We start from the raw sequence: 19,584 nt of genomic DNA on the forward strand, positions 1-19,584 counted from the left end.
AATGCGGAATATCGGCGAAGCGAGGATATTTATAGATAGATCCCAGTAATCAAGCGTAGAGTCCATATAATTGACAGAGTCAAAAGTAACAAACACTAGCAACTTGACATAGAGACCACCTAAGCCTCCTTTAACCTATGCACTTGAAGGGTATGGCGATGCATAAGAAGCCCACTTTAATAAAAATGGGCTTCTTAAAGAACAGTAATTCCTTATAACACCGATGAATGTTACTTCATTTATATTACGGCACTAACTGGTAGCTATTACCTAAGTCGTCTTGTACCACCTCAGCAATACCATCGATGGCGGAGACTTCTAATGGCTCACTTAGAATGCGACTTCTAAATGTCCAGCCTTCTGGCAGATTGAGGCGACTTCCCAGGTCTTTTAAATCGTCAAACTGAAGATCAGAGACCTCAATACGACTAAATGATTGCATAATATACACCTGCCCATTGATATCAGTTAGCTCATAAACACGACGGCCTTCATAAAACAACCAAGTATTATTCCTTAGTACTTGTCCAGGAATATAGGAAACACTCTCTCCGAGATCAGAACTATAATTCATGGTAGTCAATAAGCGCATTTCTAAGTCACCGAAAAAACGGTGCTCATCATCCGGACTGGGTGAGACAATATCGCCACCTAAAATTTCATCCACCACAAAAAAACGCGGCCCATTAGGGATTGCAAAAAGCGCACCATACTCAATTTCTATATCGCTGAAGTTGATAGCATCCCACTGATCTTGGGGACAAAAATTAACACCCGGGGTACCCCAAATCTCTGTTGACTCCTCAGCCCCGTCTAGATAAGAAAGTAATATCTCACAATAGCGAAAATTAAAGAGTGGACCGCCAGCTTGTAATGGTTCCTCAACCGTAGTATTTCGCAAGAAATCTAAAAAATGTATGGCCAATTCCTCGCCTACATCGTCTTGAATAAAGTGGCCTGCAGCAAAACGCCTATGATCACCATCATCCGAACCTGGTACATGCTCCACCCACTTCTGTTGCGTTTCAATACTCCCCAAGTTTATATCATACTCACCGGCATTAAACATAAAAGGGTTGTGAAATGCTCCAAGTGTTCTCCAGGCAGAAAAATTCTGCATTTCAATACCTACCATCATCGCAGGAAATGCTCGTATTGCCGCTTTATACTCAATATTTGGGTAGGGGGCGTTATACGCAATTACTTCCTCATCACTTAGCAGGTTAATAGTCAATGTTTGCACCACATCTCCAGCAATTAATTCCGGCACACTAGCGGCATAGTTAATCCACTGTTGGAATCCCTCCACCCTGTCAGTCGATTTTGAAGTAAAGAATGTTTCTGCATCACCCAGTGATTCATCAATCTCAAAAGTCGGGTATATATAAGGATTTCCCCCCAATGGAATCACCGGAAGGTCACCATTCGCGACAACTAGCCTTCCGATAACTTGTGGCATATCACCTGCAATACGAAGACCAATAACACTTCCCCAATCTTGTACAAATAGATTAATATCAGTTAAATTTAACTTATCAATAAACGCCTTAGTCCAAGCAACATGTTGTTCATATTGATGAACTGTGACGTCGATCGGCTTGTCTGACCTTCCCATTCCAATATTATCTGGTGCAATCACTCGGTAACCGGCATCAGCAAGGATCGGGATCATTTTTCGGTATAAATAGGACCAGCTGGGTTGGCCATGTAGTAACAGTATAACTTCGCCATTATCAGGCCCAACATCCACGTAATGCATATTTAAGCCGTCAATTTCTACGTAACTTGGCTCAAACTCATATCCTGAAAGGGAGTCAAAACAGGCATCCGGAGTAACAATATATTCCAAACCCGTAGCGGTTGCATATATTTCACTTTCAGACAATTTACAAGCATCGCTATTTGGGCCTGTAACTAAGGGAATCTCTGTCCCTGAGACATCTTCAGAGTCATCCGAGTCACAAGCAACCAATAGGGAACCCCAAAAGCAGATACCGAACAGGCACCGGAATAGAGAGATATATTGGGGAGTTATAGATATAGAGACAAAAGAATAATTCATAATATAAATCCTCCTTTTACATTAAATAAAAATTCCTTTAACTGGAGAGGATATTCATACCACCATCAGATCATCTACTTATGACAGAATTGTGCGGATGGTGAAAATCTCCGCACGACCAGAACTGTTGGAAGTTTTACCATTAATTAAACAGGGAAAACTCTATAAAAAACCACATGACTAACTTCCGCCAATTTAAAAACCAGAGATACATAAACTTATGCTTAGATACTTAAAAATTTGCTTGCAATCGAGAATGTTTTGTATGAACGGTGCATATTTCAAGCTCAATGGAGCAAATGGCAAGTTTCTTTCATATGAGATTACCTATATCATTCACTGTTGATATTTTGATATATAAAATCGATATTGAATGCAATATAGGCAAGGAACCTTGTTTGAATTTCGCAAAATAAATAAGATACAAGCATGGATATTTCTTCTAATATGGCCATGGGTGAATATCTTTATCGTCTCTGCTACACTTTATTCACTTGAGTCACTAACCCCCCACCTCTTCCTGTTGGCTACAGCTAAAATATGGGGAACATTTATTTTATGTCACCTTCTTTTCATTTTTATTGAAAATCTTCCCAACAGCCCTCTACGATTATTAAAAGAAAAACACACCTACTTACTTAGACCAATTGTAGTCATTTTTCTATTTATAAGCATTGCACCGATCGTAGAACCCCCATTAACTTTCAAAGTACCTGATATTAAAATATTACCATTGGCGATAATGCTACTTGAATCCACAGTTTATATTTTTGCCATATATATATTTCAACAGCAAAGTTTCTACTATCGCTCGCAGCTTCATGCACAACAGGCAGAGCTACAAATACTTAAAATGCAATCAAATCCTCACTTTCTATTTAACACTCTAAATTTGATTGCATCAGAAGTCATTCAGCACCCATCAAAAGCTAAAGAGCTCATTTACAGCCTTTCCGATTTATTGCGCGACACAATCAACTTAACCAAAACCCAATGGATAACTATTGAGGAAGAACTAAGATTAATCGAGTTATACCTCCTGCTGCAACAAAAGCGCTTTGAGGATCGATTTACCTTTGATATTGACTGCCCACAAAATTTGAATGGAATGAATATACCTTCATTACTATTAATGCCAGCTGTGGAAAATGCCATAAAGTACGGTATTGCACCCTACGCCAAAAGTGGTCATGTGAGTGTAAATGTGGAACTAAATAATAGCTACATAGAAGTGGAAGTTCAGGATACAGGGGCATGCTTTGATGACAAGAATATCACTTATGGTGAAGGATTGCGTATTCTTACTCAAACATTAAGAGTCAACTTCAGTGACAACCACGCCCTTAAGTTAAATTCAAGCGGTGAAGGAGCAAGTTTGAAAATTCGCTTCCCACAAGTAAATTCATCCATAACCCCGTAGGTTGAAAATGGCGAAAATGAATACTAAAAAAGTAATTATTGTCGATGATGAACCTGCAGCAAGATCCAATCTAATAGAAGTAATCAACACCTTCGATGAATTGAAAGTTGTGGCGCAAGTAACTGATGGAAAGTCAGCGATAAAGCAGATCATAACCAAAAGCCCTGATATCGTATTCCTTGACATTGAAATGCCAGAGGTGAATGGCTTTGATGTGGCTAATGCAACTCAACATATAAACTATCAACTTGTCTTCCTAACAGCCTATCAGCACTATGCCCTGCGTGCGTTTGACACAAATGCAATTGACTATTTGACAAAGCCTGCTCACCCAGAATTAATAAAGAAAAGCATCCGCAAGATATTACGGCAAGAGATGTATGCCATAGGGCAACAGACGTCTTCGACAAGCGGAAACCGATTGGTTTTGAGTGATTATAATCAAATGAAGATATTTGAATACGACCAAATTAACTATATCGACAGTATCGGTCGTTATCGTCGCATCCACCTTACCGAGACAGGAGTTAAATCTCACAATACAAATACCATTATTTCAGATATGACACTTGACAGTTTCAGTGAGCAGCTACCTAAGGAAACTTTTTACCGATTACATCGAAGCTACATCATTAACAGCCATAGAATCCTTGAATTAAAGTTACAGTCACGACGCCATTTTGTCCGACTTTCCGGAACAGATACACTTATCCCAGTATCTCGCAGTTTTCTATCCATCTTAAAGGAGAGCATTAAAGTCTCAGCTAACTCTCCAACTGGGTAAAAGATGGCTCCAAGTAATTCCAAAAATGCAGCTATGAAATTAGTCCGAGCCGCCATAATCCCAAAACCTACATGTTCTTTTTAAGGAAGCTGATGATCGACCCAAAAATAGCTCTATGGTGCTCACTATCAGTAGGGCCATGAGCCATATCTGGATATAGTTTCCACTCATAGTCCTTATCAAACTTACTTAACATCATAATCATGCGGTACATATGTTCAACATCAACAGTTTCATCCTTCTCACCATGAATAATAAATACAGGCCTTTGAAGGTTTTGTGCCAGATATACCGGTGAAATGTCCTTCAGTTTGCCATAGTCTTTAACAGTATCTCCAACATTCTCCTGCATCCACTTACTTTGAGCCTCAGTTGCATAGGGTGAATTTAGGTAGAGGTTAACATCTGTGACACCGGCCACACTGACTGCACAGCGGAACAATTGCTGGTGTTTGATAGCCATCATTAGTGCAGCATATCCACCATAACTCATTCCAACAGAACAAATTTCCGAAGACAAAATATCCCTTCGGTCACTTACCACTTTTGTTGCTTGAAATATATCTTCAAGCATTAAGTTACCCCACTGCTGAACACCCGCTTCCTCCAGTTCAGTTGAATAACCACTCGACCCTCGATAATTCACCCTTAAAACGGCATAATTATTCGCCACAAAGAACTGTGTATAGTAGTCAAAATACTGATGGTCAAAAACGCCAAGAGGACCACCATGTGGCATAACTATAAGAGGGAATGGCCCGTTATCTTTTGGCATAGTCAATATATAGGGAATATCCAATCCCTCCACTTTAACCTGCTCGTGGTATTGGCGACTCTCAAGCTGATCATTTAAATGTGGAAATTTTGAGGCCACTAGCTGGTCAATTTTCTGGTTTTTCCTGCTAAGGAAATAACGTCCTGGTTGGCCGTGGCTCTCACTATAGTAAAGCTCTATAGTACTATCTAGGCTTCTTCCTACTGTTGTTTTTAGTAGAGTCGCCATGCCATTTTTTTCTTGTCTATCTTCATCAATATATTGATATTCTACCCGTCCATTATGAATGACCTTTACACCAATTAACTCCCCTGTCGATTGCTCTATTACCAGATCGATAATATCGTAGCTATCAGATCGATAAGCTATGCTCTGTTCTCCACTAGTGAAATTGCAGCGGTAAACTATCCGATCTTTCTCCGAATTAGTATCTAAACAAAAGTAAGTTCCAGACTCCGAACTTATAGATACCGGTATAAGGATTCCATGCTCTGCTCCGGGGGCGGGCTCCTTTTCCAACTCTTCTTCAGACCAACTCTTTATTGGGCCGGTAGAGTGTCCATCAACAACTTTACTCAGATGAAGCTTACTGTCATTGAAAAACAAAACTGACTTTGGCTGGCCTGATGGATCAAAAAACCAGCGTATCGCATATCCTTCAACTGAAGCCACTTCATTCTGAACTGTAAACTGGCCTCCATCTTTTCGTAAAAGTTTACTTGCTTTCTGTTTAAATCGGTTAAGCTTAGATACGTCAATACTGTATACCTTGGAGTAAATCCCACTTTTTGCATACAGAAAATGGCCCGGCCTGTTTGGCAACGCATGGACCAACCAACCCGGCGTTTTTACCTCAAATATTTCTGGAGGCTGGCCTTCGGAGCCTGAGACATCAAGCACTAGCAGTCGATATGCTGGCTTGGTATCTAGTAAATTTTTAACACCCTTCTTGACTTCCTTAAACTGGGCAACAAGATACTTTGGGCCAACCCAACGGATAAATTGAATTGATGCATCCCTGGGTGTCAATGTTTCGAGATCAATCAGGGTATAACTAGACCCATCTTCACGACTCCAAATATCTAACTTTTGACTAGTATCACTCTGCTTAATGGACGCAACCAATCTTCCATCCGGACTGACTTGTGCTGTTATAGTATCAATCGATTTAAAGTAGCTTTCTGCTGGTATTGCTACTACTGGACCAATTTTCACCAGAATGCACAACAAAACCAATAAAGTCCCTCGAAAAAAAACAATCACTGGCTTATCTCCAAAGGACTTAACCAACTTTGCAAGAATTCATCTTGCACTCCCGCGCCAGATACCAGGGGATACAATTCGAACAAAGAACCCATAGACTCTTGTATTTCATTTATTTCTGATGCGATACGATTTTTTAAATAAACCTCTATTGTGTTTGACTTTCTCTGTTTACCTATAAACAGATTGCCAATATAGCTAGTCCTTCCTTCTTCAACACGAAAGCGCCATGTACGTCTATTCGCCGTATCGAACTTATAAGGAAGGTTATAGTATGGTGCTTTTATCTGCGTAATTTGATAAAGACCAGGAGGAACGACCATCAAATAAAACCCTTCTGGTTTACCTTTAAGGCTAACATTATATTGACTACCTTTTCGAACTCTAGCCTTTTGCCTCTCACCTAGGTATTTATTTCCACTGGTATATAATTTACCAAACTCAATAGAGGGCGCTGTGCCCCCGACATTCAACTTTACTAAGACGTAACCTTGTCTACTTCTTAACTCTGGAGGGTTCTCATAAGGAACTAACGACAATGTTTTAGCATTTGCTACGCCAACAAAAAAATATGTTGCACAAACTACACTCATAAGGGACATGGAAAACAGATTAAATCCACTTCTCGCCGTTTTATTGCACATCGCATTTAGCATCAAAATAGCAATTCCATATTTTTGATTTTAAAAAGAAATGATACACTTACAAATATTATCTTAGAGCCAGTCGCAATACAATCACTATGCTATGGCTACATTATGGAGAGTTTTATGCTCGGGATGACATCTTTTAGATACATGAGAATTTACACAATTTTTTTATTGAGCTGCACGGCAATTTTACAAGGTTGCGCAGGTCAAGTAACTATGTTACCAGCGCTACAAAAAGATACTCAGATTGGCGAACAAGAAGGGATTGTCGTAGCCCGGATCATCAATGCCTCTGGCAGCCCCCTACCTTTCAATCAACTCACTATCAACCCTGAAAACCTAAATGAGGCTGAATCAATCAAGCCAAAACGTTTATTAGCTGCAAGGCCTAAACTAGATGGCACGACTGTTTTTGCCTCAGCAGTAAAAGCAGGAAATTACTCGCTCAGCAGTATCCGTGCCTTTCACTCTAATGGCAATGGATGGTACAGCCGCTTTGTAGGTGCCGATGAGAAGCTTGGAACATTCTCTGTTATCCAAGGGGAGATAACAGATCTTGGAACCCTAATCTACTACCCCAATCCTCAAGGAGATAAATATCTTGACCTACTAGTGAGAGCACCAGACCTGGTAAAAGGCGAAGTGCTTACCAAGCATTTTCAGTTTCTAGATTATGATTCAACATTAATTAATAGCTGGCACATTGATGAGAAAGATGAGGAACGTGAGTCAGTCTATATATCCGTTGCACAAAATCCTTTAACTTACAAAATACAACATATTTCTTCAGATAATTCCATTTACTTTCTCGGGAAAATTGGCGTATTCCTAAAGCGCACAGCCGCAGGAGAGTGGGAGCTAGAGGCTGTTGATACAAACCATGAACTCAATGCATTTTCCCAAAACCGCCATGGAGACCTAGTTGTTGGCGGTAGTGAAGGCGCTCTATTTTGGCGTCCTGAAAATGGGAATTGGCTCGATATATCTTTAGAGCATGACTCTCGCATTGAGCATCTCACCCTCTTAGATACGGGTGAGATCGAACTGGTGGTTTCTCGTGATTTTGAAGTAAACATTTTAAAAGGAACTATAGTTAATACAGGTGTGCAGTGGGAGCTATTGAATCGATACTCCTCTAGCTCTGGCAAAGGATGGGAGTACATCGATGAGCCTAGAGCAGCTAACCGACAGGCCAAGTCTAAGAATACGCAATATATATACAGCACCACCATTTTTAAATTAAATGGGCTGCATTACATAACGATCCGCAAGCAATCTATCTATGGAAGCGTTGTATTTACACCTACTAGTAGCGAGAGCTTTATATACAACCCTGAAAACTGGATAATTGAGAAATCAATTGATGAATTCAATATAAGCAATATCGTTGATGTAGGTGCAGTTAAACTGGGAATCGAAGAAGCTGGAATTTGGTCTTTAACCGGAAAACCAACCTACTATAGGATTAATGAAAATGGCATTCAAAACGAAATTGTCACCTATTTAGAAAACTGTCCCGAGAACAAATCCTCAAAAAGTTACTGCCGTGTAAGAGAATTTACATTGCGGTCTGCACCCAGGTTTTCAAGTCCTAATGATGCCATTGCTATTGCCAGCTTTACCGGAAATCGGGCTTCTCATAGAAATCAAGAAGTTGAAATCAAACTTCTGAAAACCTCTGATGGAGGAAAGAGCTGGGGGATGACAGATAGCGAACCACCCACAAACTATTGCACCTCGTTAGTTCCGCAAGTTGCTGACCGTCTATTGGTATCCTGTGATGGTGCTAGCGGAGACTTCTACGAGTCTACTGATTTTGGCGATAGCTGGCATCAAGTGAGGCGGCAGGAAAACTTCTAATGATTGTTGGTGGACACTTTCTTCTTTAAGTGTCCACTTTTTTTACAAAAAAGTTACAAGTAGTATGTAAAGTCTTCAATTAAGTTTTTTAGTCTATCTCTAAAAATAAAAATTACCCTCTAGTGAGTTGTCTATTATATCGTCGAAAAACAGGCACTTCCCAGGCTATCCAATACCACAAAGGTATCTATGAAAAATATAACCATGGTAAGCTACCTTCTTTAGCTAAATTATTAGGCCACATTGATGATCTAATAACTTAAATCAATCTAAATCTAGCGGTGAAATGCCTAAGAACCTGAGGTTCATATTCAAAAGTTAAACCCCGCAATTCCCTAGCTCGTGAACTCAGCTCTATAATAGCATCTGCAACATAGTCCATATGATCATTTGTATAGACACGACGCGGAATAGTAAGCCGCATCAATTCTAGATCTGCTTTCTTTTGTTCACCGGTATCCGGGTCCCTCCCAAGTAATAAAGAGCCAATTTCCACAGCCCTGATTCCCGCTTCTAGATACAGCGCATTGGTTAACACCTGTGCCGGAAACTGCTCTGATGGAATATGGGGAAGAATCTTCGATGCATCTACAAAAACCGCATGCCCACCTGTGGGATATTGAATGGGTACTCCAGCAGATCTCAATCGCTCTCCCAGATAGGCCACTTGGCCAATTCGGTAGTTCAGATAGCTTTCATCGGCAGCCTCATAGAGCCCCCGGGCCAGCGCTTCCATATCTCGACCAGCCATCCCTCCGTAGGTCACAAAACCCTCCATAGGGACGCAGCGGGTTTGTACGGCTTGAAACAGCTCTTCATTATTTCGAATACAACAGAGACCACCAATATTTACCATAGGGTCTTTTTTTGCGGACATTGTTAACATGTCCCCATATTGATACATCTCGCGAATAATTTCTAAAATCGATTTTTCTTGATACCCCTCTTCCCTTTGCTTTATAAAGTAAGCATTCTCGCAATATCGAGCTGAATCAATTACCACAGGGATATCATACTTAGTAGCAATTTCATAAACTGCCTGCATATTTTTCATGGACACAGGCTGACCACCAGAGCTGTTACAGGTCACAGTAGTTATAATCGCACAGATATTGTGGCTTCCGTGCTCCTCAATAGTGGAAATTAGGCGTTGTAAATCAAAGTTACCTTTCCAGTCGTATGCTGTCGTGGTATCAAAAGCGCGTTTATCCACTACATTAATTGCTTTTCCTCCATTTAACTCTATATGCCCTGCAGTAGTATCAAAATGATAATTTGAAATAAATACAGGCTCCGTCCCTCCGCGCACTTGACGCATACGCTCAATCAGTGCAGGAAACAAAATTTGTTCTGCTCCACGCCCCTGATGTGTAGGAACAACCAATTCATACCCAAAAAAATGCTCTACTGCATTGCACAAATTGTAGTAGTTTCGGCTACCGGCATAGGACTCATCACCAAGCATCAAACCCGCCCATTGATTATCACTCATTGCACCAGTGCCTGAATCTGTCAGCAGATCGATATAGACATCATCACTGCGCAGTAAAAACGGATTTAATCCAGCCTTATTGAGTGCGACCTCCCTATCTTTATAGGTTGTTATCTTGATCGGCTCAACCATTTTTATACGGAAGGGTTCAGGGATTCGCTTCATCACAATTATCCTAACAATACCTGCCATACCGCAGGCAATAACAATCCAATTATTATAAGTAAAGTAATTAGCATAAGAGAAACAGGACCGAATTATATTTTAATTAAAGTTAAGCCCTGTAAAACATCTAAAAACTGCAGAAATACATCAAAGGGATATTGTTCCCTACTGAAATTCAGGCTCCTCTGTCAAAAATGGTTGTCAAGTATTTCACTTCTTAACTTATGGCACAATAGGCTGCATTATCTATATGGCCCTTTCAGTCACTTTGAGTGAACTTATTATCGGGTTCTTAGGTTCACATTTCTTGTGACCGGAAGCCACTCTAGATTTCCCAAGTAACGAGATAAAAGAATATCTAATGACAACTTAGCTCACATTTTAAACATTGATGAACAGAGGTCCCAGAATAGAAACATCTAACTTATAAATGAGGCAGAAGATACTAATTGGATCCGAGCTTATCAATTAGTGATTCTTCTGCCCCACGTCATCTCTCTTAGTTACCTTCTAATTTTGAGAGGTAAAACTGAAAAGCACGATGTGCCACTTGATGGCCTATCGCCTGCCCTGCAGGTACTGAAGGCTCAAAGTGTACACCTCCCCATACACGACTGTTACCACAGTCCTCTTCAAATGAAGTCCAGGTAGGGAAATATAGATTCAAGTCAGTTTGTGGTGTTACACCAGGTTCAATCTGAGAGCTGCCAGACAGCGCAGTTACAGAATATCCCAAAGTATCGCCTTGAGGTAAAAACAAGCGGCTTGTCTCGGCATGCGCAGCACAAAAGCTAGCTGATGCGGAGGGATATTCGGGATGATCAGCTACAGGCAGATAGCTAGTCCACTGACTGGCGGGCAAATCATTCACAGTTCCCTTTCCAACGCCCCCCCAAGCCGTTACAGGTTCATCCTTATAGATATACCGAACAGCAGAAAAAGGTCTTACTGAGTTATGGCGACGCTTTTCCTTCCAAATAGCAATTGCAGTATCAAAAGCTGCCATATTAGTCAGGAAGTCATAGTGTATGAAATCCATCAGGGATAAACCTTGAGATTCAGATGCAAAAACGGCAGCGAAGCCTAAGCTGAATATCTTCATATCAAATAGCTCAGCTTTCATCTTCTGCTCATCAGTTAAATTCGCTGATGTAGCCAATACATCATTTACTTGCGCTACGTAACTGGGGTAGTTCCAAATTTTGGATTTAATTGGTACTGGTGAAGTGAAATCATCAGGAGACTCGTAGCTATAGGGCGTAGTCAATGCTATTTGAGGAGTTACGAACTGCTGAACCCGAAATACACCTGGTCGCTCCATTAAAACTGCCGGCTGCCATTTTGATGGAAAACGCAGCTTGTAGGCAGAATTAGCGGGTTTAAAGTCAGTATAATCGGCATAAGGCAAGCGATGATAAAGCTGGTTACCTTCATTACCTAACTGATTCATCCCATCATTAACACGCCCTTCCAGAACTTTTCTACCAGCATAATTTCCTATACCAATTGGTGTCGTCGTATCTTCTGAAACATTTTCTGGATCTAGCCCTAGCTCAATTAGCATTTCATCCCATTCAGATACCAAATGGGGAAACAAACCACTTAGCACTTTGTGGGAAGCATAAGTCAATGCAATATTTAACTCAGTATTGTCTGTCGGTGCTGTCATTCGGCTAATATCTGAGTAAACGCCCTTTGCTGTCGGATGATAAGGTGCTGTAGCATCAAACCAGGAGTTAGTGATAAGCGTTGTAAAACGGAGTACCAACGTCGCATCATTTGCAGCTGGTGACACTTCGAAGATTGCGCAGGCTGCAGCTGGGATTATATTTTGTACCGCAACATTACAAGTTCCTAGCTCTTCAGAGCTACATTTTGGAGGCAATGAGACGTCCTCTAACTGAGGACAACTGATAGCCTGTGCTTGCCAACTTGCAGACACAAATACTAATCCTATAATACTTTTTAAAGCTTTTTTATAAGTTACATCTTTTAGCATTGGATTTTCCTTTTTGCTATATCCATGTGACCAATGTATCATCCTATCTACTGATCACTTTCTAATGATAAACACCTAAAAACACTTTAAAATAGACTGTTCTCTATACCCTCCCCCATTTCAATAGTAAATGACCATAATTCTCGATATTCTTCTAATGTCAATACCACCTGTATTATAAGGCCCTAAAATTTAAACCAACAATTAAGGCAGGCTTTTGAAACTACTTACAAAGTAATTACTTGTAAAGATGCCAGTTCACGGAAACAGTAATTTTTGAGGTTCAAATTATTGGAAAGTTCTTTTCAAGTGCCGGCTACAAATTTTTCTCTCAGCAAACTACAAAGTCAAAAAAGGTATATTTTAGCAAATATTTTTCGGGTTAAAAGGGTCGCTAGCTAACCATATACTTTCAACAAATACTAGCTAGCCAAACACAGACAACAATAAAAGCACTAACACAGCAGTACTTAATACTGTAAATCCAACTCATTTCTATTCAATTACCTAAATTATACTTTCTACTTACATCAGATATATTGATCTTATTTTATGAGCATCCAAATACTTACAGCACTCTTAACCCAAAAATGGATAACGTGGGGCTGCCGTTATAGTTACATATAACAGCACCTGTTACTTGATTTTATTCTACTACATTTATATGCACTAGAAATTTGGAGGAACTAACTTATCTGATATTTTTTGAACAAATATACTGGATCGATCGGAACAGCAAGCTACCCACCAAAGGGCGTAAAAATAATTAACAAGAGTAATTTTATGAGTGATAACTTCGTACCTTAGTGCTATGCCTGTTAAATTTTTCAGCACTCATAAGGCCATTCCGAACCAACTGGTTCTGAAACATGCCAATAAAGAAGTTCGATGTACTGCAGGGGGCATATACCAATACCGCAACTTGTCCAATCCCAGCAGCAAATGGCTGAAGTGAACCAACAAAGTCTCCTCTGCGCACACTATGCTGATAAATCTTCTCACCAGTCCCTACCTCTGATTTGTAACCAGTCGCATGTACGAAAGTGTCATTACACCTGATCTCAACATATCCCAGGAGATAAATTGTTAAAGCAACTAGGAGAGCTATTTTTTATGAAATTTAACGTCCGCAGTTGCGGCTGATTTGGAGCGCACCAGAAAGTAAGTCCGTTAACCTGGGCTTGTTATGAGTGTTATTCAAGGTAGCTGTCCCAATCTGACATTTCATTTAAAGCAGATTCAATTGCTGGGCTTAAATTACGACGCTCTGATTCTTTGTTTTCGTTTGGCCCTGAACACTTATGCTCAGGGCTCTACCAAACTTCGATACCTTCTGACTGCCTTATCGCTATCACCGCATCCATGCCATCCGGGTACAGCTTTCGAAATTTCACATGTGATTTATTGGCAGCAGCATCAAGCAACTCCCACCCTTCAGGCATATCTATGTCCATATAGTGGGCTCTTTAAGACTCATAACACCTCAATAATGGGCCGGAACGCAGGAAGCCTCCCCCCCTTAAAGTAGACGCTATCTAATATTCATCTTACGTGGCCATTCTTTCATATTCATCTGGGCTTTTGAACCCAAGTGAACCATGCCTTCTTTTAAAGTTAGAGTGCCTATCAAGATACCAAGCTAAGTTAGCTCTTAGCTCCTCAATGGACTCAAAATTAAATCCTAGACAATTTATACTCGGGCCAATACCTAGTTCTTTGAGTCGGTTTTGGTATGCTTAAACACCGTACTCAGACCCTCGGTCGCTTTAAAATATTAGATCTGGTTCTATATTTCTGCGGCGGATAGCTTTATTTAGCCCTGACTGTGTTAGTTCAACAGTTCGAGTATCCGACAGATGTCAACCCAACACTTTTCGGGGGTAAAGATCAATAATCACAGATAAATATTGCCATATCCCATTGATCTTTAGATAAGTTACATCACCAGTCAATTGAGAGTCTGGTTTACTAGGAATACCATGCTCTCTTTGTAAGTTCTCAACCTTAAGACAAGGATCTCCAGGCTAAGAGCGTTGACGATAAATTCTTCCAATTTTCCTCACGATTCGAGCCTTTTTAATAAGGTGTTCAACGCAGTTGTGATTTACTCGTTCACCGTTAGCTTTCAGCTCTGCGCTAATTTTTAGACTTTCATTATTACCATCATGCTGCGCATAGATAGCTTCGATACACCCTAGAAGTCATCTATTTTCTATGTCTCGAGTGCTCTCATTCCGGTTGAGCCACTTATAAAACCCTTGGGGTGAAACATTCAAGTATCTACATAAGTACCTGACACCAAAGTCAGGTCGATTAAGAGCGATGAATGAAAATCTTTCGGCTTTGGATCTTTTAGATAAATTTCCCACTTTTTTAGGAAATCATTCTCCTTTTGCAGTTTCTTAACCTGCCTTTTTAAACGTTTTATCTCTTTATCACCAGTTTAAGACTGAGTTTTCGTTGTCTTTGTCATACTTATTCTACGACTAGGCTTTTCGACCAGCTTGCCTTCTCTAGCTTCCTGTCGCCCTCTATAAATCATTACTGGATGCAAACCAATAATGTTGACGATAGTATTCGTATCTACTTTCAGTTGGCTAGTGAGGACTAGCGCTCTAACTTTGAACTCTGTTAAATATCCAACAACACTCTCTTCACTCAATATTTTCGACATTTTTTCCTACCCTATTTAAAAGGTAGGCGTCTACTCAATGGGGGAAAGTTTCGGGTGGAGGGGCGAAGCCCCGGAACGAACTGGGGCCATTTATTAGGCTTTTAACAATTTAGCGGATGCAAAAATACACCGCTTTTCTTTGTAAATATTATATCAGTAAGAAAATGCTCAGCTCCCTTTACAATTACTCTTATCTCATCAATTCTTAGCTGGGTAATTTGTCGGTCGGATATCTCAAAGGACGTTGAGTATAAGTCATAGTATTCACGAAAGGTCAGCCTCTTGGAATTGGCATGGTCGGTCCTGTTCATAACAGTATTTACTGGATAGACCTTTGCTTCAATATCACTAGATTCATACCTGTTCACATACCGCCATCTAGTAAAACTCTCGGCTTCAAATTGAATTTTTCTATTGTCAGCATAGATATCTACAATTTGACTTGGCCAAATTACACTTGATTCTTCAAATACTTCTAAAGAGACGGATAGGCTCGTTGATGATTTATACCTTCTTAATATTAAGCTAATTTTGGTGTCGTCCAGCTCATAAACAAGCCTATTATCTGCACCAACATTCCCGTGGCATGATTCTTTTTCAACCTTTGCACCTTCGGCTTGAGGGTGAAAATATTCATCTGGCAAAACCACACAAGAGCTCAAAAGACATAGTGATAGTAAATATAAATATTTCACGTGAACCCTATGAGGCCTAACGCCCCGAGCAGGGGCAGACTAGTTGGAGTGCCTTTTGGGCGCATAATGACGCAGCCATGCCCAAAAAGATGCAGAGACTTGACTGTCCCAGCCACCAACGGGAGCGATTGCCGCGGCTTGTTATGAGCTTTTGTCAAGGTGCAACCCAACAATATCGCCAACATCATCGTAAACATTGTAAATGACCTCACCGTCGCAGAAGCCGCCGTGCTCGCCAAGCCAAGGGATAACTGTCTCTAGGTTAATTTTCTTAGACTTTAGGAACTCAACTGTTTCTCTAAGGCTGTGATCACATGCCGGAGCGGATTCACGATTCAAATAAGTTAGTAGATCCTTTAGTTCATCTATCTCGATTGGGATAGATGTAAGAATTCGATCCTGCTCATTTTGCTTGTACTGAGCCTTTAGTTTCCTCTTCTGTTCTTTATCCATGCTTAAGACACATAACATCCGGCGCACAGGCTAAGTACGCAGTACTGAGTCCAGACTGAAGGCCGATTGTGCCGCCGCTGGTTATATTTCATTACGCGACTGGCTCCAAATTAGAGGGGAAAGAACGAAACTCCTCCCATTGAGATTCACTTATTTCACCCTTGAAATCACGGGAATTCCACGCTCGATTTAAGTGTGCATATATATGGGCTATATCGATAGAATAGCTTTCGATATCGACGCTCCTTTTAGATCCCATTTCTTTAATAAGATCACCTAGATGCTCATGTGCATCTTCTAGCTCACTCATTAGTTGACTCCATTCAGCTGGATTTTCCTTGCTATCTATCATTATTTCTCTGAAATATAACGTCTGGCGCAGTGGCTAGTCCAGCAGCCGCAGGCTGCGATTGTGTCGCCACTTGTTAAGTTTTTTGTCGTGGCCAAAATAACAGCCCCCCTAAAGATAACAACCCAGCTACAAAGGTAAGTGTTAACGGAATGTATGTTTTTTGATAGGCTTTGGCATGGCACTCAGGGTAAATGGCAATGTCCGGCGTGACATATGCTAGAGCACAGCCTAACGAAAAACCAAAAATTGCTCCCCAGGCTTTATGGCTTGGGGCTGCCGCGAAGCTATAGCCGACAACAGTAATAGCTGTTAATGGCCCTGTAATAGGCTCTTGCCAGCAGATGAAATAGCTCAGCAACATTGAAGTAACCAAGGGCGTTGCTATAGCTAATGTTAGCAGCCCTAGAAAATATAAAGTCCATTTTAAGTAAGTCATAGCTTAGTAAGAAACTGGTCTTGCCCACAAAAAGTAGACACTCTAACTATGCGTATTTTCGTTCATACTCTGCTGGACTTACATAGCCCAATGCAGAGTGCCTACGAACCCTATTGTAGAAAATCTCAATGTATTCAAACACCTCAGATTTTGTTTGCTCTTCGCTTTCGAATGTTCCGGCATAGACCAGCTCGACTTTTAGCCTGCTAAAGAATGATTCCATTGCCGCATTATCCCAACAGTTAGCCTGGCGACTCATACTCGGCTTGCACTTGCTTTCGGACAAGAGATCCTGGTATTTCTGCGATCGATATTGCACACCTCTGTCAGAGTGAACTAGCAGTCCAGGTTTTATTGGTCGTCGCTCTAGGGCCATTTTCAATGCTCGACGTGTCAATTCATCGGTCATCTGCGAGTCAAATGCCCAACCTACAATACGTCGAGAGTACAGATCCATAACTACCGCGAGGTATAGCCACCTCTCCAGAACCCAGATATACGTAATGTCACTGGTCCAGCGGCAATTGGGTCGATCCACATCAAAGCAACGCTTAAGTAAGTTGGCGGAGACGTTAATGCTCCCCTCTACGGGCTGACTATATCGAAAGCCTTTGCCGTTTCTCGCTTTAATATGCTCCTGTTGCATAAGCTTAGCGACGTAGTTCCGCGAGCATGGCTCACCTAACTCTTGAAGCTCGCAAGCAATTCTAGGCGCGCCATAACGACCTTTAAACTCAACAAACGTCTCTCGGATTTTCTCGATTGTTCGTATCTTTCTAATCGTGCGAGCAGATGGCAATCGCCCCCGCCATCGATAATAATCCGATCTTGAGACTTCTAAACACCGACACATCAAGCTAACCGGGAATGACCCTACATGCTCTTGTATCAATGCGTACTTTACTCTTGGTGGTTCGCAAAGTACGCAGCTGCCTTTTTTAGAAACTCAACCTCCTGACGAGCTTCATGGAGCTCCTTCTTGAGCTTGCGAACTTCAGCGCTTTCCTGTTTGGAATAGTCGACACCGCCTAAACTATTGAACTGCTTATCAGACAGTCGATTAAATTGACGACGCCAGTTGTAGATCTGCTGTGCGCTGACGCCTAGCTCTCGCGCCACAGAAGCCGTTGTTACTCCAGGCTTTTCCGCTCTCTTAACTGCTTCACTACGGAACTCCTCCGTATACGCCTGAGTTCTTTTCTTACCCATGATACACCTCCGTGTTAGGCCTAAACCTAACTATACAGGGTGTCTACTAAACGTGGGTAAGTCTTTACCATAACGCCCCTGCCAGCGGCAGCCACTTGCGGCTGTCCAGACCACGCAGTGGGCGGTGCTGCGCAGGCTTGTTAAGTTCTCAATGTTCATTGCTTCGCAAGAACTCTTTATATTGATCTGTAGCTCGCATTTCTTTGAAATCATCAATGCCAGCAATCATATCTATTATTCCAGGGGTTTTCTTGGCTGCGATACTGACAAATTTTACAAATCTATCTGTGTCTTTAGCTAACGCCAAATTTCGAAATATTCTGTATTGTGCACGATAATCATCAGGTTGAAGTTGATAGGCATTAAAGAAGGCCTGGACTGCTTCTGAATGCTTCCCAAGATTTTCAAGGGTGATGCCGTAGTTGAACCAGCTTGTTGGGATTTTAGGTGATCGATCAATGATCTCTCGAATTACTGGTAGAGCCTTTTCCCATTCATTGTTTTCGGAATAGTACTGATACTTCTCGACAATATTCATTTCCTTTCCATAGACAAAGGGGCTTAAAAGAAGCACTAAAAATAGAGATAGATTTTTCAACGTCGGATTTCCGTATCTAGGTGAACTTAACGTTGCGAGCAGAGGGCGCGTCTTTCGCGTCCGCTGCCTTGCTTTGTTAAATGTGCTATTGCTCTGCATATTGAAACAAAAGTTTATATGGGTACTTAAAACCCGAAATTTCAGATTTTATTTTTGTGTGCTCACCGATTGGGTTAAAGCTATCTATATCTACCGCCCCATAATAATGTAATAGCGTGAACGGCATACCTAAATCATAGATAGATACACATACCATCTTTTTAAGATCTAGTTCTTGGCAAGAAACCTCATCCTTACCCCTTGAAGATACTGAAAGATACCTAAATTCCCTCAGGCCCTGCCTCCATTGCCACTCTGAATATGCATATGTGACATTGTCAACAACTATCAACGAAGCATCAATTTTCGCATTGAGAGGAGCAAAACCAATTGTTACGGAATTATCAAAATTAACGTCGAACTCCACACCATTGTCACTTTTCCATTTCAGGAAGGTATCGGCATGATCTTCTCTAGCAAAGATCGTGAAGGCTCCGACTTGATATTTGCTTGGCCCAAAAACAATGTAGAAAATCTGACTGTACTTAGAAAACAGCCAAATATTTACAATGGTTAGTATGAGCATGGACGCTAATATTTTTTTTGATACTGACACGCTAGTGATCACCATTTAACGCCCGCAACAGGGGCGACCAAT

General features: G+C 41.0%; 19 protein-coding genes. 3 read left to right on the forward strand and 16 right to left on the reverse strand.

What is annotated here, in order from left to right; all coding sequences use genetic code 11:
- Nucleotides 1–244: 244 nt before the first annotated feature.
- On the reverse strand, nt 245–1,972 hold the full coding sequence (locus ACJJI6_RS07245) for a haloalkane dehalogenase (protein WP_475712966.1): 1,728 nt from the start codon (nt 1,970–1,972) through the stop codon (nt 245–247).
- Between the two features lie 484 nt (nt 1,973–2,456).
- Between ACJJI6_RS07245 and ACJJI6_RS07250 the strand changes: the two genes are divergently transcribed.
- Nucleotides 2,457–3,482 carry a sensor histidine kinase gene (locus ACJJI6_RS07250; protein ID WP_475712967.1) on the forward strand — a complete coding sequence of 342 codons (1,026 nt, stop codon included), beginning with the start codon at nt 2,457–2,459 and terminating at the stop codon, nt 3,480–3,482.
- A gap of 7 nt (nt 3,483–3,489) precedes the next feature.
- Complete coding sequence (locus tag ACJJI6_RS07255; protein ID WP_475712968.1) at nt 3,490–4,266, forward strand: LytR/AlgR family response regulator transcription factor; 777 nt, start codon at nt 3,490–3,492, stop codon at nt 4,264–4,266.
- Between the two features lie 67 nt (nt 4,267–4,333).
- Here ACJJI6_RS07255 and ACJJI6_RS07260 read toward each other — a convergent pair whose 3' ends face one another.
- Nucleotides 4,334–6,304 (reverse strand): alpha/beta hydrolase family protein, encoded by a 1,971-nt coding sequence (locus tag ACJJI6_RS07260; protein WP_475712969.1) that lies wholly within the window; start codon nt 6,302–6,304, stop codon nt 4,334–4,336.
- A complete protein-coding gene (locus tag ACJJI6_RS07265) occupies nt 6,301–6,963 on the reverse strand; it encodes a hypothetical protein (protein WP_475712970.1) in 663 nt (220 codons plus the stop codon). The genes ACJJI6_RS07260 and ACJJI6_RS07265 overlap by 4 nt, the downstream gene beginning before the upstream one ends.
- A 111-nt stretch (nt 6,964–7,074) precedes the next feature.
- Here ACJJI6_RS07265 and ACJJI6_RS07270 point away from each other — a divergent pair, with 111 nt between their 5' ends.
- A complete protein-coding gene (locus tag ACJJI6_RS07270) occupies nt 7,075–8,814 on the forward strand; it encodes a beta propeller repeat protein (RefSeq protein WP_475712971.1) in 1,740 nt (579 codons plus the stop codon).
- A 259-nt stretch (nt 8,815–9,073) separates the two neighbouring features.
- Here the strand turns inward: ACJJI6_RS07270 and ACJJI6_RS07275 are convergent, their stop codons facing one another.
- From ACJJI6_RS07275 to ACJJI6_RS07335, 13 genes are all read right to left on the reverse strand, one after another.
- Nucleotides 9,074–10,471, reverse strand: a complete 1,398-nt coding sequence (locus ACJJI6_RS07275) for a tryptophanase (protein WP_475712972.1) — start codon at nt 10,469–10,471, stop codon at nt 9,074–9,076.
- Nucleotides 10,472–10,970: 499 nt separating this feature from the next.
- Nucleotides 10,971–12,470: a vanadium-dependent haloperoxidase gene (locus ACJJI6_RS07280; RefSeq protein WP_475712973.1), complete on the reverse strand. Its 1,500-nt coding sequence runs from the start codon at nt 12,468–12,470 to the stop codon at nt 10,971–10,973.
- Nucleotides 12,471–13,783: 1,313 nt separating this feature from the next.
- Entirely contained in the window at nt 13,784–13,912 is a 129-nt protein-coding gene (locus ACJJI6_RS07285) for a hypothetical protein (RefSeq protein WP_475712974.1), read from the reverse strand.
- Nucleotides 13,913–14,494: 582 nt separating this feature from the next.
- Entirely contained in the window at nt 14,495–14,659 is a 165-nt protein-coding gene (locus ACJJI6_RS07290) for an IS3 family transposase (protein WP_475713443.1), read from the reverse strand.
- A gap of 254 nt (nt 14,660–14,913) precedes the next feature.
- Complete coding sequence (locus ACJJI6_RS07295) at nt 14,914–15,144, reverse strand: hypothetical protein (protein WP_475712975.1); 231 nt, start codon at nt 15,142–15,144, stop codon at nt 14,914–14,916.
- Between the two features lie 101 nt (nt 15,145–15,245).
- Entirely contained in the window at nt 15,246–15,839 is a 594-nt protein-coding gene (locus ACJJI6_RS07300) for a hypothetical protein (RefSeq protein WP_475712976.1), read from the reverse strand.
- Between the two features lie 141 nt (nt 15,840–15,980).
- Nucleotides 15,981–16,292, reverse strand: coding sequence for a DUF2695 domain-containing protein (locus ACJJI6_RS07305; RefSeq protein ID WP_475712977.1), 312 nt, complete (start codon nt 16,290–16,292; stop codon nt 15,981–15,983).
- Nucleotides 16,293–16,383: 91 nt separating this feature from the next.
- Nucleotides 16,384–16,644, reverse strand: coding sequence for a hypothetical protein (locus ACJJI6_RS07310; RefSeq protein WP_475712978.1), 261 nt, complete (start codon nt 16,642–16,644; stop codon nt 16,384–16,386).
- Between the two features lie 73 nt (nt 16,645–16,717).
- Nucleotides 16,718–17,005: a hypothetical protein gene (locus ACJJI6_RS07315; RefSeq protein WP_475712979.1), complete on the reverse strand. Its 288-nt coding sequence runs from the start codon at nt 17,003–17,005 to the stop codon at nt 16,718–16,720.
- A gap of 121 nt (nt 17,006–17,126) precedes the next feature.
- Complete coding sequence (locus ACJJI6_RS07320) at nt 17,127–17,972, reverse strand: IS3 family transposase (protein ID WP_475712980.1); 846 nt, start codon at nt 17,970–17,972, stop codon at nt 17,127–17,129.
- A gap of 8 nt (nt 17,973–17,980) precedes the next feature.
- Nucleotides 17,981–18,289 carry a transposase gene (locus tag ACJJI6_RS07325; protein ID WP_475712981.1) on the reverse strand — a complete coding sequence of 103 codons (309 nt, stop codon included), beginning with the start codon at nt 18,287–18,289 and terminating at the stop codon, nt 17,981–17,983.
- Between the two features lie 148 nt (nt 18,290–18,437).
- Nucleotides 18,438–18,827, reverse strand: coding sequence for a tetratricopeptide repeat protein (locus ACJJI6_RS07330; RefSeq protein ID WP_475712982.1), 390 nt, complete (start codon nt 18,825–18,827; stop codon nt 18,438–18,440).
- Between the two features lie 145 nt (nt 18,828–18,972).
- Nucleotides 18,973–19,542, reverse strand: coding sequence for a hypothetical protein (locus ACJJI6_RS07335; protein ID WP_475712983.1), 570 nt, complete (start codon nt 19,540–19,542; stop codon nt 18,973–18,975).
- Nucleotides 19,543–19,584 lie beyond the last annotated feature (42 nt).

Source organism: Microbulbifer maximicatervae (SeqCode), from assembly GCF_056232625.1.